The sequence below is a fragment of the Pseudomonas sp. P4_D7 genome (assembly GCF_056401755.1).
In genome coordinates, this window is the sequence record NZ_JBFUIR010000012.1 from 15,857 (window position 1) to 32,062 (window position 16,206).

The window sequence follows — 16,206 nt, forward strand, 5'->3', positions numbered from 1 at the left end:
CAGAAACGGATATACCCCCAAAACCAACCAAACAAAAAAAGCCCCCTAGGCATACACCTAGAGGGCTTCGGACAAACCAATTCAGAACTTAATGATGCTCACGCGTCGCACGGAATTTCACATCCGGCCAACGCTCTTCCATCAACGCCAGATTAACCCGAGTCGGCGCAAGGTAAGTCAGGTGACCACCGCCATCGACCGCCAGGTTCTCCACAGCCTTGTTGGAAAACTCCTCAAGCTTCTTCTTGTCGCTGCATTCAATCCAGCGCGCGGAATACACAGTAATCGGCTCGTACGAGCACTCAACCTTGTATTCCTCCTTCAAACGGCTGGCGACCACATCAAACTGCAGTACACCCACGGCGCCCAGAATGATGTCGTTGCTGCGCTCCGGGAAAAACACCTGCGTCGCGCCCTCTTCAGCCAGTTGCTGCAGACCCTGACGCAACTGCTTGGACTTCAGCGGATCACGCAGACGCACACGACGGAACAGCTCCGGCGCAAAGTGCGGAATACCGGTGAAACCGAGGGTTTCACCTTCACTGAAGGTATCGCCAATCTGGATCGTGCCGTGGTTGTGCAAACCAATGATGTCGCCGGCAAAGGCTTCTTCAAGCTGTTCCCGCTCGGAGGAGAAGAACGTCAGGGCATCGCCGATGCGCACGTCCTTGCCGGTACGCACATGGCGCATCTTCATGCCTTTCTCGTACTTGCCGGAGCAAATGCGCATGAAGGCGATACGGTCGCGGTGTTTCGGGTCCATGTTCGCCTGGATCTTGAAGATGAAGCCCGAGAACTTCTCTTCCACCGGCTCAACGGTACGCTCGTTAGCGACACGGGCCAGCGGACGCGGCGCCCAATCAACGACGGCGTCGAGTACATGGTCAACACCGAAGTTGCCCAGTGCCGTACCGAAGAACACCGGGGTCAGTTGACCGTCGAGGAATTCCTGCTGGTTGAATTCGTGGCAGGCGCCTTGAACCAGTTCCAGCTGTTCGATGAAGCGGTCGTACTCGTCGCCCAGATGCGCGCGGGCTTCGTCGGAATCGAGCTTCTCGATGATTTTGGTTTCGGTGCGTTCGTGACCGTGACCGGCGGTGTAGACAATGATGTAGTCGTCAGCCAGGTGGTACACGCCCTTGAAGTCACGGTAGCAACCGATCGGCCAGGTGATCGGCGCAGCCTTGATCTTCAGAACGGCTTCGATCTCGTCGAGCAGTTCGATCGGGTCGCGGATGTCACGGTCGAGTTTGTTGATGAAGCTGACGATCGGCGTGTCACGCAGACGGCAGACGTCCATCAGCGCAATGGTCCGTGGCTCGACACCTTTACCGCCGTCGAGGACCATCAATGCCGAGTCCACCGCCGTCAAGGTGCGGTAGGTATCTTCGGAGAAGTCTTCGTGGCCCGGGGTGTCGAGCAGGTTGATCATGTGCTCGCGATACGGGAACTGCATGACCGACGTGGTAATGGAAATACCCCGTTGCTTCTCCATCTCCATCCAGTCGGATGTCGCATGGCGATCGGATTTACGGGATTTCACCGTACCGGCCACTGCAATCGCCTTGCCCATCAACAGGAGCTTTTCGGTGATCGTGGTTTTACCGGCATCGGGGTGGGAAATAATGGCGAAAGTGCGGCGTTTCGCGACTTCGGCGGCCTGGTTGGTCATGGGAAATCGCCTGGCGGTGATTCAAAAAAGGGCCGCGATTATAGCCCAACTCGATGCAATAACCGAACCGTTGAGCACATTAAGGGTGGCCAAATGCTGCCGCAGATGGGAACCTTTTAAAGCCCGGAGACGTCCATCCCCTGTTACGAATTTTCGTCAGGGGCTGAAAAATCAGCAAGTTAGCCTGACGAGGCTGCGCTCATGGCTCGCTTTCAGACCGCTTTTTGCCGGTGCTGAGGGAGCTGCTTCTCGCGAACGTTTATTCCCGGCAGCCATGTATGGCATGCCACACGGGAGGGCGTTCGCCGACTACAAAAAAAGGAGTCCGCCTGTGGCTATCCGCTATGGCAAAGGGCTGATGGGAGGTGCGGTGGTGATCGCGCTCCTGGCCCTGCTGGTCCACTGGATCGGCATCAACACGATCGAACACTACCGCGACGATTTGTTGTTTTACCTGCAAGCTCATCTGATTCTCGTCCTCGCTTCAATGCTGGCCGCCCTTGTCGTGGGCATCCCCGCCGGCATCTTCCTCAGTCGTCCGACCATGGTCGGTCGCGCTGAACGCTTCATGCAGATTTTCAATATCGGTAACACCGTGCCGCCGCTGGCCGTGCTCGCGATTGCTCTGGGCGTCCTCGGCATTGGCAGTGGCCCGGCGATCTTTGCTTTATTCCTCGCTTCGTTGCTGCCGATTGTGCGCAACACCTACGAAGGCCTGAAAAATGTCCAGGGTTCGCTGAAAGAAGCGGCCGTCGGCATCGGCATGACCCCGCGCCAGGTGCTGTGGAAAGTCGAATTGCCCAACGCCGTGCCGATCATCGTCGGTGGTGTGCGCGTGGCGCTGGCAATCAACGTCGGCACCGCGCCGCTGGCGTTCCTGATCGGCGCCAACAGCCTCGGCAGCCTGATTTTCCCTGGCATCGCCCTGAACAATCAGCCGCAACTGCTGCTCGGCGCCGCGTGCACCGCGCTGCTGGCCTTGCTGCTCGATGGCGTCGTCACCCTCGCCAGCCGTCTCTGGCTGGAACGCGGTTTGCGCCCGTCTTAAGGCTTTTGCGAAGGAATATTTATGAAACGATTTAGCTCGTCTTTGGGATTGATAGTGGGCTGCATCCTGCTGTTCGCAGGTGTCGCCCAAGCCGCTGAAAAACCGGTTATCCGCCTCGGCGCCCGAGTCTTCACTGAGCAAACCCTGCTCGCCGAAATCACCGCGCAATACCTGCGCAGCAAAGGTTACGACGCGCAGATTACCGGCGGTCTGGGCAGCAACCTCGCCCGCAGCGCCCACGAAAGCGGACAACTGGACATGCTTTGGGAATACACCGGCGTGTCGCTGGTGGCCTACAACCATGTCACTGAAAAACTCGACAGCGCCCAGTCCTACGCCCGGGTAAAAGAACTCGACGCGAAAAAAGGCCTGGTCTGGCTGACCCCGTCGAAATTCAGCAACACCTACGCCCTCGCCCTCCCTGAAAAGGTCGCCGAGGAATATCCGCAGATCAACAACATCAGCCAGTTGAACGAAGTGCTGCGCGCCGAGGCCAAGACCAATCATCTGGTGGCGCTGGACACCGAGTTTGCCAACCGCTCCGACGGTCTGATCGGCATGGTCGATCTCTACGGCATGAACCTGACCCGCAAAAATATCCGCCAGATGGATGCCGGGCTGGTTTACACGGCATTGCGCAACGGTCAGGTGTTCGCCGGTCTGGTCTACACCACCGACGGTCGCCTCAACGCCTTCGGCCTGAAACTGCTGGAAGACGACAAGCATTACTTCCCCGACTACACCGCCGCACCGGTGGTGCGTCAGGCTTACCTCGACGCGCACCCGCAACTGGCCGAGCAACTCAAGCCATTAGCCGAACTGTTCGATGACGAAACCATGCGCCAGCTCAACGCGCGGGTCGACGTCGATCACGAGAGCCCATCGAAAGTGGCCGCCGATTTTCTGCGCCAGCACCCACTTGATTAAGGAGGAAAAGTCATGGAATTTCTGAACGCCTTTTCCCACCTCGACTGGCAGCAGGTGATGCACCTGACCTGGCAGCACATCACCCTGGTCGGCATCGCCGTGACCCTGGCGATTGTCGTTGGCGTGCCGCTGGGCATTCTGATGACCCGCTTTCCGACCCTTGCCGGGCCGTTGCAGGCCAGCGCCACGGTGCTGCTGACCGTGCCGTCGATTGCCCTGTTCGGTCTGCTGTTGCCGTTCTACTCCAAGTTCGGCCAGGGCCTCGGGCCGATGCCGGCGATCACCGCCGTGTTCCTTTATTCACTGCTGCCGATCATGCGCAACACCTACCTCGCCCTCACTGGCGTGGAACCGGGCATCCGTGAAGCAGCACGCGGCATCGGCATGACCTTCGGCCAGCGCCTGCGCATGGTCGAGTTGCCGATTGCGGTGCCAGTGATCCTCGCCGGCGTACGCACCGCCGTGGTGATGAACATCGGCGTGATGACCATCGCCGCGACCATCGGCGCCGGCGGCCTCGGTGTGTTGATCCTCGCTTCCATCAGCCGCAGTGACATGTCGATGCTGATCGTCGGCGCGCTGCTGGTCAGTCTTCTGGCGATTTTCGCCGACCTCGTTTTGCAGTGGCTGCAACGCTCGCTGACTCCAAAAGGACTCCTGAAATGATCGAACTTCAAAATCTCAGCAAGACCTTCCAAAGCAACGGCAAAGACGTCAAAGCTGTGGATTCGGTAAGCCTGACCGTCAATGAAGGCGAAATCTGCGTGTTCCTCGGGCCCTCGGGTTGTGGCAAAAGCACCACGCTGAAGATGATCAACCGCCTGATCAAACCGACTTCGGGCAAGATCCTCATCAACGGCGAAGACACCACCGATCTCGACGAAGTGACCCTGCGTCGCAACATTGGCTACGTGATCCAGCAGATCGGCCTGTTCCCGAACATGACCATCGAAGAGAACATCGTGGTCGTGCCGAAACTGCTCGGCTGGGACAAACAGAAATGCCACGACCGCGCCCGCGAATTGATGAGCATGATCAAGCTGGAGCCCAAGCAGTATCTGCATCGCTATCCGCGCGAATTGTCCGGTGGTCAGCAACAGCGCATCGGTGTGATCCGCGCACTGGCGGCGGATGCACCGTTATTGTTGATGGACGAGCCGTTCGGTGCGGTCGACCCGATCAACCGCGAGATGATCCAGAACGAGTTCTTCGAAATGCAGCGCGCGCTGAACAAGACCGTGATCATGGTCAGCCACGACATCGACGAAGCGATCAAACTCGGCGACAAGATCGCGATCTTCCGCGCCGGCAAACTGCTGCAGATCGATCACCCGGACACGCTGCTGGCGCATCCGGCGGACGATTTTGTCAGCAACTTCGTCGGCCAGGACAGCACGCTCAAGCGCCTGCTGTTGGTGAAGGCTGAAGATGCGGCGGACAACGCGCCATCGGTGAGCCCGGAAACCCCGGTGGCCGATGCGCTGGAATTGATGGATGAGCATGACCGTCGCTACGTGGTGGTCACCTGTGCCGAGAACAAGGCGCTGGGTTATGTGCGTCGTCGCGATCTGCACCGTCAGACCGGTACGTGCGCGCAGTTCCTGCGTGAGTTCAATGCCACCGCCGCGTACGACGAGCATTTGCGCATCCTGCTGTCGCGGATGTACGAGTTCAACCGTTCGTGGCTGCCGGTGATGGATGCCGAGCGGGTGTTCCTTGGCGAGGTGACGCAGGAGTCGATCGCGGCTTATCTGAGTTCGGGTCGTTCGCGCGGGATGAAGACCAATATCGTCTCGCCGGCTGAAGCGGTAGTCGCCTAAAAAATACACAACCTGTGGGAGCGAGCTTGCTCGCGAAAGCGCAATATCAGTCAACAACGATGTCGACTGTGAAAATGCCTTCGCGAGCAAGCTCGCTCCCACAGGATCCGGGTGATTTTTTCTTCACTCATCAGGCGGAAAAGAATCTCAACACCTGAGAACCAGGCAGCATGCTCTGGACAGCCTTCCAAACAACCAAAATCCCCCTCAATCCTTCCTCTCGCGGCCAACGTCGCCGAAGTTGCCGCCATCACACTTACCCACGACTTCGCCGACAAAATCCACGAACGTGCAGGTATTTTTAACACTGGAAAATTCCCGGGGAACATCTGCCCGTCATCTCGGTCGGCTACAAAGAGTGATGAACGCGACGTACGTCAGAAGCGTGCAAAAACGCGACATTTTTAGTTGATCTCACGCCCCTCACGCCCTAAAGTTCGCGCCGAACGTCCATGCTGGAAACGATCCATCCGGCTCAAGTACTGACGACGAGACAGCAAGGCCAAGGGTAAAACCACCCGTGGCCTTTTTGCTTTCGGCGACATGCCTTGGGAAGTAGGCGAACCAAAGTGGGGATACGGAGGGCGTTCATTTGCACCCATTGTTTAACTTAGTTTGCCAGTAGGAGTTCCCAGCATGTCGATCCAGGTCGAAGACTATTTCGCGCGCGCTACATTCGACAAAATGAAGGCGTTCGCCGACAAACAGGAAACCCCGTTCGTGGTGATCGACACCGCGATGATCGCCCAGGCCTACGATGACCTGCGCGCCGGTTTCGAATTCGCCAAGGTCTACTACGCGGTCAAGGCCAACCCGGCCGTCGAGATCATCGACCTGCTCAAAGAAAAAGGTTCGAGCTTCGACATCGCCTCGATCTATGAGCTGGACAAGGTAATGGATCGTGGCGTCAGCCCGGACCGTATCAGCTACGGCAACACCATCAAGAAATCCAAGGACATCCGCTACTTCTACGAGAAGGGCGTGCGTCTGTTCTCCACCGACTCCGAAGCTGACCTGCGCAACATCGCCAAGGCGGCCCCGGGTTCGAAAGTCTATGTGCGCATCCTCACCGAAGGCTCGACCACGGCTGACTGGCCACTGTCGCGCAAATTCGGCTGCCAGACCGACATGGCCATGGACCTGCTGATCCTCGCTCGCGACCTCGGTCTGGTGCCTTACGGCATCTCGTTCCACGTCGGCTCGCAGCAACGCGACATCAGCGTCTGGGACGCGGCGATCGCCAAGGTCAAAGTGATTTTCGAGCGTCTCAAAGAAGAAGACGGCATCCACCTGAAGCTGATCAACATGGGCGGTGGCTTCCCGGCCAACTACATCACCCGCACCAACAGCCTGGAAACCTACGCCGAAGAAATCATCCGCTTCCTCAAGGAAGACTTCGGTGATGACCTGCCGGAAATCATTCTCGAGCCGGGCCGCTCGTTGATTGCCAACGCCGGTATTCTGGTCAGCGAAGTGGTACTGGTTGCACGCAAGTCGCGCACCGCCGTCGAGCGTTGGGTGTATACCGATGTGGGCAAGTTCTCCGGCCTGATCGAAACCATGGACGAAGCGATCAAGTTCCCGATCTGGACCGAGAAAAAAGGCGAGATGGAAGAAGTGGTCATCGCCGGCCCGACTTGCGACAGCGCCGACATCATGTACGAGAACTACAAGTACGGTCTGCCGTTGAACCTGGCGATCGGTGATCGTCTGTACTGGCTGTCGACCGGTGCGTACACCACCAGTTACAGCGCGGTTGAGTTCAATGGCTTCCCGCCGTTGAAGTCGTTTTACGTGTAAGCGCTGAAGCCGTAATGCAAAAAGCCCATGACGTGTCATGGGCTTTTTTGTGTCTGTGCGTTCGGCTTGAAGTTTTGCCGGGTACTTGARACCGAGGCCCCTCACCCCAGCCCTCTCCCGAGGGAGAGGGAGCCGATGTGTAAGCTTTTCAAAATTGAGTTCGACTGGATATCTCAGGTCGATGTATAGCGCCAGAACGACGCGGTCAGTCCCCTCTCCCCCTGGGAGAGGGCTAGGGTGAGGGCTTTGCGAATTCAGACGCGCTGCAAGTCTGTGCATCGAAGCGCGAACTGAGCAGCCATCCCCTGAATCCTGGGATCTGTCGCACCTGACAGCGTCTGACTCGCCACCCGCAGAAAATTCAGATTGCCGCCGGCCAAAGCTCTCTCAAGCCAATCGACCGCCTCATCAATCCGCCCCTCATCCGCTAAAACTGCAGCGAAACTGAATTGCCCACGAAAATCCCCACCCTCAGCCGAGCGCCGATAGCACTCACGCGCCGCCAACGGATCCGCCGGGCACACCAGCCCTTCTTCCAGATACCGCCCCAGCAGATTCATCGATTTCGCATGGCCCAGTTCAGCCGCGCGGCGATACAGCGCCAGCGCTTGCAGATGATCCACCGCCACACCGCGCCCGGTCGCCAGCAGATTGGCGAGGTTGTACATCGCCCAATCCAGTCCGGCCTCCGCTGCAATCCGATAATGCTGCGCAGCAACCGACGCATCCGCCGCGCAACCCCAACCATGCTCATGACAACGCCCGAGCATGTTGCGCGCCATCAGGTGCCCACGCCCGGCAGCGATGCCGAACCAGCGCAGCGCCAGCGCTTGATCCTGGGCGATGCCTTGGCCGTCGAGCAGGATTTGCCCAAGCAACGCCTGCGCCTCTATTTCGCCCTCACCCGCCGCCAACAAAATCGCCTGCGCAGCACGGGCCGGGCTTTCGGCAAGCATGGCGCTAAGTTGTTCGCCGTCGAGGACTTCTTCCCGACGCAGTTGAAAACTCATACCTCGACCCAGCGACGGAGCAAGTTGTGATACGTGCCGGTGAGGCGAATCAGTGACGGGTGATCAGGCAGATCTTGAGTCAATTGCTGAATCGCCCCGTCCATCTCGAACAACAGCGCGCGCTGGCTATCTTCACGCACCAGACTTTGTGTCCAGAAGAACGACGCATAACGCGCGCCACGCGTGACCGCGTTGACCTTATGCAGGCTGGTGCCGGGGTACAAAACCATGTCGCCGGCCGGCAACTTCACCCGTTGCGTGCCGAAGGTGTCCTGGATCTCCAGCTCGCCGCCGTCGTAATCCTCGAGCTCGCTGAAGAACAGCGTCGCCGACAGATCGGTGCGCACCCGCTCGATGCTGCCCTTGGGTTGGCGCACGGCGTTATCGATGTGGAAATCGAAACTGCCACCGGCCGTGTAACAGTTCACTAACGGCGGGAAGACTTTGTGCGGCAACGCGGCGGACATGAACAGTGGGTTTTTCCACAAACGTTCCAGCATCGCTGCGCCGATCTCTTTGGCCAGCGGATGGCCTTCGGGCAGCTGCAAATTGTGCTTCGCCTTGGCCGACTGAAAGCCGGCGGTGATCTTGCCATCGGCCCAATCGGCCTGCTCTAGCGCCTCACGAATGCGCTGCACTTCGTCTTTTGCGAACAGTCCGGGGATGTGCAGCAGCATGGCGATGTCACCTGATGGCAAAGAGGCGGCAATGGTATTGATTCTTATTGACTGTGTAAAACCCGAGAGACGAATGAACTGGCAAAAACCGTAAGGTTAAATTGTAAAGAATGTAAATTCAGTGCGAATAACAATGTTTCGCAATTGATACGAATAACTGTTTACCCTATATTCCGCGGCCTCAAATCCTTGGGGAGGGGAATAAAAATGGCACGTCAACACGCACAATTACCGGTCAGTTCACCACGTCTGCTCGCCTCTGCAATCGGTGTGGCAATCACCGCCGGTTCCGCTGGCCAGATGGTGTTCGCCGCTGAAAAAACCGACAGCAAAGCCTCCGGCAATGCCATCGCCCTGGACGCCACCGCCATCACCGGCGAAGCCCAGGATTCGACGTCCTATCAGGTCGAAAAAGCCTCCTCGCCCAAGTACACCGCGCCGCTGGTCGACACGCCGCGCTCGGTCACCGTTATTCCGCAACAAGTACTCAAAGACACCGGCGCCCTGAACATGCAGGACGCGCTGCGCACCGTGCCGGGCATTACCTTCGGCGCCGGTGAAGGCGGCAACCCACAGGGCGACCGTCCGTTCATTCGTGGTTTCGACGCCCAGGGCGACACCTACCTCGACGGCGTGCGCGACACCGGTTCGCAAAGCCGCGAAATCTTCGCCGTGGAAAACATTGAAGTCAGCAAGGGCCCGAACTCCGCCATCGGTGGTCGCGGCGCAGCGGGCGGCAGCATCAACCTGGTGAGCAAGAAAGCGCACTTGGGCAACTCGTTCGACGGTGGTTTCACTTGGGGTTCCGACCAGACCCAGCGCTATACCCTCGACGGCAACTACCAGTTCAGCGACACCGCCGCCGGCCGTCTGAACCTGATGAGCCACGAGAGCAATGTCGCCGGTCGCGACAAAGTCGATTACGACCGCTGGGGTATCGCCCCGTCCCTGGCGTTTGGCCTGGGCACCGACACCCGCGTCAACCTCGACTACTACCATCTCGAAAGCAACGACACCCCGGACTCGGGCGTGCCGTACACCATTCCGGCCGGCGGCTCCGCTGCACGCACCAAGTCCAATCCGGACAAGCCTTACGCTGGCGGTGACCACAGCAATTTCTACGGTCTGGATCGCGACTTCCGCAAGGGCCGCACCGACACCGCGACCTTCGCCATCGAGCATGACCTGAGCGATTCGCTGACGATCAAGAACACCCTGCGTCACGGCACCAGCATGCAGGATTACATCCTGACCCAACCTGACGACAGCAAGGGCAACGTCAACAACGGCACGGTCTGGCGTCGTGCCAACACTCGGGTGAGCAACACCGAGACCACCACCAACCAGACTGACCTGTTCGGCAATTTCTACGTCGCCGGCTTCAAGAACAGCTTCTCCACCGGCGTTGAATACACCCGTGAGGAAAGCCAGAAGTCTTCGTACAACGTCAACACCGACACCACGCCGCGCACCACTAATGTGGCCGCGAGCAGTAACTGCACGCCGTCGATGATCGGCGCGTCGAGTAACTACAACTGCACCTCGCTGTCGAACCCGAACCCGAACGATCCGTGGAACGGCGCGATTTCGCGTAACTACGCCGGCACCGACACCCAGGCCAACACCTACGCGCTGTATGTGTTCGATACGCTGGAACTGAATGAGCAGTGGCTGGTGAACATGGGCCTGCGTTACGACCACTTCGACACCGACTACAAGACCTACAACGCCGCTGGCACCACCACGTCCAAGGGCGATGACACCAGCGAGTTCGTCACCGGTCAGTTCGGCGTCGTCTACAAGCCTGCGGAAAACGGCAGCATCTACGCCTCCTACGCCACCTCGGCCACGCCACCGGGCAACACCTTGGGCGAAGGTCAGGAAGGCAACCCGTTGGGCGGCACCCCGGATCGCAGCGGCAACCTGCTGAGCAGCGACATGGAGCCGGAAACCACCAAGAACTATGAAATCGGCACCAAGTGGGATCTGCTCAACGATCGCCTGTCGCTGACCGCTGACATCTTCCGCACCGAGAAAGAAAACGCTCGTGTGCAAGTCGACACCACGTCGTACGAAAACGCCGGCAAGACCCGCGTGCAAGGTGTCGAGCTCTCGGCCAGCGGCAAGATCACTGACAAGTGGCAAGTGTTCGCCGGTTACGCCTTCATGGACAGCGAACAAGTCGACGGCGGCCCGCTGGGCAAGGCCAACGACGGCAACGAACTGCCTAACACGCCGAAAAACAGCGCCAGCCTGTGGACCACTTACCAGGTCACGCCGAAGCTGACCATCGGTGGCGGCGCGTTCTACGTCGACGACGTGTACGGCAGCGTGGCCAACACCACCATGGTTGACTCGTATGTTCGCTACGACGCGATGGCTGCGTACAAACTGACCAAGAACGTCGACCTGCAACTCAACGTGCAGAACCTGACCAACGAAACCTACTACGACAAAGCCTTCTCGACCCACTTCGCCAACCAGGCGGCGGGCCGTACGGCACTGTTGAGCACCAACTTCCACTTCTGACCGATGTGGAAACCTGTGGGAGCGAGCTTGCTCGCGAAAGCGCTGGGTCAGTCAAGTAGAGGCTGACTGACACGACGCCTTCGCGAGCAGGCTCGCTCCCACAAGGTATGCGCCGCAAGGCTTGGCCCCGTTCATTCCATTGAACGGGGCTTTTGTGCGTAATAAAGAACGCTTCTCGATAACCCACGGCATAATGCGCGCCGTGAAGACAATTTCCGAATGGACGGCGAGTGACGTGTTGAAGAAAACCCTGTTCCAGTTGCACTGGTTTTTTGGCATCACCGCAGGCCTGGTGCTGGCGTTGATGGGCATCACCGGCGCGGCCTATTCATTTCAGGACGAAATCCTGCGGGCGCTGAATCCCTCCGTCCTGCAGGTGGAAAAACAAGTCGCCGGTGTCTTGCCGCCCGTCGAACTGGTCGAGCGTATCGAAGCCACATCCGGCAAAAAAGTCTCGATGCTCTGGGTCGAAACCGACAGCGGCAACGCGGCGAAAGTGTTCTTCACCCCGCCCAAGGGTGAACGTCGCGGCGAGATGCGCTACTTCGATCCGTACACCGCCGAGTTCATGGGCGACGCGGTCGGCCAGAATTTCTTCGGCCTGATGCTGCAACTGCACCGTTTCCTCGCCATGGGCGATACCGGGCGCAACATCACTGGCGCTTGCACGCTGATCCTGCTGTTTTTCTGCCTCTCCGGCCTATACCTGCGCTGGCCACGGCAGTGGAACAGGTGGCGCGTGTGGCTAACGCTGGACTGGAAGAAAAAGGGCCGCGCCTTCAATTGGGACCTGCATTCGGTAGCCGGTACATGGTGCTTGTTGGTGTATCTGCTGCTGGCACTGACCGGGTTGTCGTGGTCATACGAGTGGTACAACAAAGGCCTGACCAAGCTGCTTTCCGACGCACCACAAAACGAGCGCGTGCGCGGTGGTCGTGGCCCGGCACCGGAAGGCCCTGCGCCGACAGCCGATTACGCGGCGATGTGGAGCAGCATCTACAGCGCCGCCGGCCCGGGTCTGGCCGCGTACAACATCCGCATGCCGGCCATCGCTGGCCAACCGGCGACCGTGTTCTACCTGCTCGACAGCTCGCCGCACGATCGCGCGTTGAACCAGATCACTCTCGACCCGGCCACGGGCCTGGTCACACGCGTCGACCGTTACGCCGACAAGAGCTTCAAGGCGCAACTGCTGACCAGCATTTATGCGCTGCACGTCGGCAGCTATTTCGGCCTGGTCGGACGGATCATCATTACCCTCGCGGCAGTGTGCATGCCGCTGTTCTTCATCACCGGCTGGCTGCTGTACCTCGACCGCCGCCGCAAGAAAAAGCAGATCAAGGATGCACGTAAAGGCCTCGTTCAACCGGCCGGCGATGCGTCGGCATGGCTGATCGGCTTCGCCAGCCAGAGCGGTTTCGCCGAGCAACTGGCATGGCAGACCGCCGGCCAATTGCAGGCTGCCGGACTGCCGGTGAAAGTGCAGCCGCTGGCGAATGTCAGCGAGCAGGATCTGCGTGAATCGAACAACGCGCTGTTTGTGGTGAGCACGTTCGGCGACGGCGAAGCGCCGGACAGCGCGCGCGGATTCGAGCGCAAAGTGCTGGGCAAAGCGGCAACCCTCGACAGTCTGAATTACTCGGTGCTCGGTCTCGGCGATCGTCAATATCAGCACTTCTGTGGTTTCGCCAAACGCCTGCACCAATGGTTGGCGGAGCACGGCGGCAAGACATTGTTCGCGCCGGTCGAAGTCGACAGCGGTGATCCCTATGCCCTGCGCCATTGGCAAACCCAACTTGGCCTGCTCACCGGGCAAGCGCCCGTGGATACCTGGCAAGCACCGAGTTACGACAACTGGACGCTGGTACGCCGCGAACTGATGAACCCGGACAGCAGCGGTTCACCGGTTTATCTATTAGGCCTGAGCGCACCAAACACCAGCAGCTGGCTGGCCGGTGATCTGGTCGAAATACTGCCGCGCAACTGCCCGTGGGCCATCGAGCATTTCCTCGACGGCCTCGGCATTCGTGGCGAAACCACCGTGAAAATCAACGGCCTCGACGAGCCGCTGGAAGTCGCGCTGGCCTCGCGGCAATTGCCCGAGCACCGTGCACATCTGGTCGGTCTGCATGCGCAATCGCTGGTCGACGCGATGGTGCCGCTGGCCATGCGCGAATACTCGATCGCCTCGATTGCCGCCGACGGCGTGCTGGAGTTGATCGTGCGCCAGGAAAAGCATGCCGACGGCACCTTGGGCATCGGCTCTGGCTGGCTGACCGAGCATGCGCCCGTGGGCGGCAGCATCAGCCTGCGGGTTCGACGCAACAGTGGTTTCCATCTGCCGAACGAACCCGTACCGATGATTCTGCTGGGTAACGGCACCGGGCTAGCCGGGTTGCGCAGCTTGCTCAAGGCGCGGATTGCCGATGGTCAGCAGCGCCAGTGGCTGCTGTTTGGCGAGCGCAATCGTGAGCACGATTTCCTCTGCCGCGCGGAGCTGGAAGAGTGGTTGATCAATGGTGATCTGGAACGGCTGGATCTGGCGTTTTCGCGGGATCAGGCTGAGAAGGTTTATGTGCAGGATCGCTTGCGTGAGTCGGCTGCAGAGTTGAAGAAATGGCTGGCGGACGGGGCGGTGATTTATATCTGTGGCAGCTTGCAGGGGATGGCTTCGGGGGTTGATCAGGTGCTCAATGACATCCTCGGCAGCGCCGAAGTCGAACGCCTGATCGAACAGGGCCGCTATCGCCGCGACGTCTATTAAAAGCCCCTCACCCTAACCCTCTCCCGGAGGGAGAGGGGACTGATTGGGGGAGATTCACGCAATACGCCGACCTGAACGTGCTTCACCGAATCCATAATCGAGAAAGGCTTTGTATCCAATCTCATAATCGATACGGTCTTTCAGGTCGACGTACCTCTTCAGACACCACGGTCGGCCCCCTCTCCCTCTGGGAGAGGGCTGGGCGGGCGGCGTTCCGATGAGGGTTAGCTTTTGATCTTCAAACCGGCTGCAACTTCTGTTCAAAAACCGCCACCCCATTCAAATCCCGCAACACCACGCTCATCTCCCCACTCCCCCCTTCAATATTCACCTCGCCAAAAAACTGAAACCCGGCAAACGGCGAAGTGTTTTGCGCCGGCGGCGCCTTCTCGAAAACAACCTCCGGGCCAAAGGTTTTATCCAGTGGATTAGGCCCGAAACTCCCGGCGTTCAGCGGCCCGGCGACAAACTCCCAGAACGGTTCGAAATCCTGAAACGCCGCCCGATCCGGGTGATAGTGATGCGCCGCGCAGTAATGCACATCTGCCGTGAGGAAGACAAAATTGCGCACCTGCTGCGCACGCAGATAGCCGAGCAATTCGGCAACTTCCAGCTCGCGCCCCTGCGCAGGTCCCGGATCACCGTTAGCCACCGCTTCCCAACGCGCCACACCCGGACTGACCTCACCATCCGGCACGCCCAGACCGATCGGCATGTCGGCGGCAATGACCTTCCACTGGGCTTTGGATTTCTTCAAGCCGCGCTTGAGCCAGTTCAGTTGCTCACGCCCCAGGAACGGTTTCGCCGCGCCGAGGTTGTCGTCATTGGCGCCGCGATAACTGCGCATGTCGAGCACGAACACATCGAGCATCGGCCCATAACTCAACTTGCGATAAATCCGCCCGCCACCGTCAGCGGCCTGCAAACGCATCGGTGAATATTCCAGCCACGCCTTGCGTGCACGCCCGACCAGGGTGTGGATATCTTTCTCCTGGTAGCGCTCATCAAGCTGCTTGCCCGGCGACCAGTTGTTGACCACTTCATGGTCGTCCCACTGCCAGATCTGCGGCACCTCGGCGTTGAAGCGGCGAATGTTTTCGTCCATCAGGTTGTAGCGGTAATTGCCGCGATAATCGTCGAGGGTCTGCGCGACTTTGCTCTTGGCTTCGGTGGTGAGGTTGCGCCAGATGCGACCGTTTTCCGTGGTGAGCTGCGCGGGTACCGGGCCGTYGGCGTAGATGGTGTCGCCGCTGTGGATAAAGAAGTCCGGCAGGCGCAGACGCATGGCTTCATAGATGCGCATGCCGCCGATGTCCGGGTTGATGCCGAAGCCCTGGCCGACGGTGTCGCCGCTCCAGACGAAACGAATATTGCGCCGCGCCGTCGGAGCGCTGCGCAGGTGACCCAACCACGGTTCGCTGGCGACGCCGGTGCGCGCGTCCTTGAAATACACCCGATAGAAAATCGCCTGATCGGCGGGCAGCCCGGTCAGTTCAACGCGGGCGGTGAAGTCGCTGCGGGCATCGGCCAGCGCCGAGACCACCCGGCGCGGGTGACGAAACTGGCTGCGGGTGTCCCACTCGACCACCATATGCGCGGGGCGATCGCTGCGGCTCCAGATCATCGCGCGGTCGCCTTGCAGATCGCCGGACTGCACGCCGTCGGTCAACTGCGGGCGATCCTTGACCGACGCAATCACCGCCGGCGCCAGGCTTGGCATCAGCAGACCGGCACCAACGACTTGCATGACACGCCGGCGACCGGGGTTGAAATCGCTCATGGTGTTCTCCCTGAAAAAAGGAAAACTTAAGCACGCTCACATGACTCGGAAATGACACCAGACACACCACACAACCCATGTGGGAGCGAGCTTGCTCGCGAATGCGTGCTATCAGTCGAAATCTTCTTCGATGACACACCGCTTTCGCGAGCAAGCTCGCTCCCACAGGGTTTTGTGGT

The 16,206-nt window shown here is 59.4% G+C and carries 11 protein-coding genes; 7 read left to right on the forward strand and 4 right to left on the reverse strand.

The annotated features are described in order from the left end of the window. Positions 1-88: 88 nt before the first annotated feature. Entirely contained in the window at positions 89-1,672 is a 1,584-nt protein-coding gene (locus tag AC1DVF_RS10320; RefSeq protein ID WP_095049730.1) for a peptide chain release factor 3, read from the reverse strand. 358 nt (positions 1,673-2,030) lie between these two features. On the opposite strand from AC1DVF_RS10320, the gene AC1DVF_RS10325 reads away from it, so the two are divergent. From AC1DVF_RS10325 to AC1DVF_RS10345, 5 genes are all read left to right on the forward strand, one after another. Further along, positions 2,031-2,720 carry an ABC transporter permease gene (locus tag AC1DVF_RS10325; RefSeq protein WP_169844036.1) on the forward strand — a complete coding sequence of 230 codons (690 nt, stop codon included), beginning with the start codon at positions 2,031-2,033 and terminating at the stop codon, positions 2,718-2,720. 21 nt (positions 2,721-2,741) lie between these two features. After that, entirely contained in the window at positions 2,742-3,647 is a 906-nt protein-coding gene (locus tag AC1DVF_RS10330) for a glycine betaine ABC transporter substrate-binding protein (RefSeq protein ID WP_460089865.1), read from the forward strand. A gap of 12 nt (positions 3,648-3,659) precedes the next feature. Then, a complete protein-coding gene (locus tag AC1DVF_RS10335; protein WP_320335793.1) occupies positions 3,660-4,313 on the forward strand; it encodes an ABC transporter permease in 654 nt (217 codons plus the stop codon). Next, entirely contained in the window at positions 4,310-5,467 is a 1,158-nt protein-coding gene (locus tag AC1DVF_RS10340) for an osmoprotectant ABC transporter ATP-binding protein OsmV (protein ID WP_047291222.1), read from the forward strand. The genes AC1DVF_RS10335 and AC1DVF_RS10340 overlap by 4 nt, the downstream gene beginning before the upstream one ends. Before the next feature lie 636 nt (positions 5,468-6,103). Continuing rightward, on the forward strand, positions 6,104-7,267 hold the full coding sequence (locus tag AC1DVF_RS10345; protein WP_007915304.1) for a type III PLP-dependent enzyme: 1,164 nt from the start codon (positions 6,104-6,106) through the stop codon (positions 7,265-7,267). Positions 7,268-7,521: 254 nt separating this feature from the next. Here the strand turns inward: AC1DVF_RS10345 and AC1DVF_RS10350 are convergent, their stop codons facing one another. Further along, positions 7,522-8,277, reverse strand: coding sequence for a tetratricopeptide repeat protein (locus AC1DVF_RS10350; RefSeq protein ID WP_477782412.1), 756 nt, complete (start codon positions 8,275-8,277; stop codon positions 7,522-7,524). Further along, positions 8,274-8,954 (reverse strand): Fe2+-dependent dioxygenase, encoded by a 681-nt coding sequence (locus AC1DVF_RS10355; protein WP_477782413.1) that lies wholly within the window; start codon positions 8,952-8,954, stop codon positions 8,274-8,276. Before AC1DVF_RS10355 ends, AC1DVF_RS10350 begins: the two co-directional genes overlap by 4 nt. Before the next feature lie 207 nt (positions 8,955-9,161). Here AC1DVF_RS10355 and AC1DVF_RS10360 point away from each other — a divergent pair, with 207 nt between their 5' ends. Together AC1DVF_RS10360 and AC1DVF_RS10365 are read left to right on the forward strand one after the other, a co-directional pair. Next, positions 9,162-11,483 (forward strand): TonB-dependent receptor, encoded by a 2,322-nt coding sequence (locus AC1DVF_RS10360; protein WP_477782414.1) that lies wholly within the window; start codon positions 9,162-9,164, stop codon positions 11,481-11,483. A gap of 235 nt (positions 11,484-11,718) precedes the next feature. Beyond that, complete coding sequence (locus tag AC1DVF_RS10365; protein ID WP_477782442.1) at positions 11,719-14,247, forward strand: PepSY domain-containing protein; 2,529 nt, start codon at positions 11,719-11,721, stop codon at positions 14,245-14,247. Positions 14,248-14,485: 238 nt separating this feature from the next. Here the strand turns inward: AC1DVF_RS10365 and AC1DVF_RS10370 are convergent, their stop codons facing one another. Continuing rightward, the gene (locus AC1DVF_RS10370) at positions 14,486-16,027 is read right to left on the reverse strand and encodes an alkaline phosphatase D family protein (RefSeq protein ID WP_477782415.1); all 1,542 of its coding nucleotides are present in this window, start codon (positions 16,025-16,027) and stop codon (positions 14,486-14,488) included. Between the last annotated feature and the right edge of the window lie 179 nt (positions 16,028-16,206).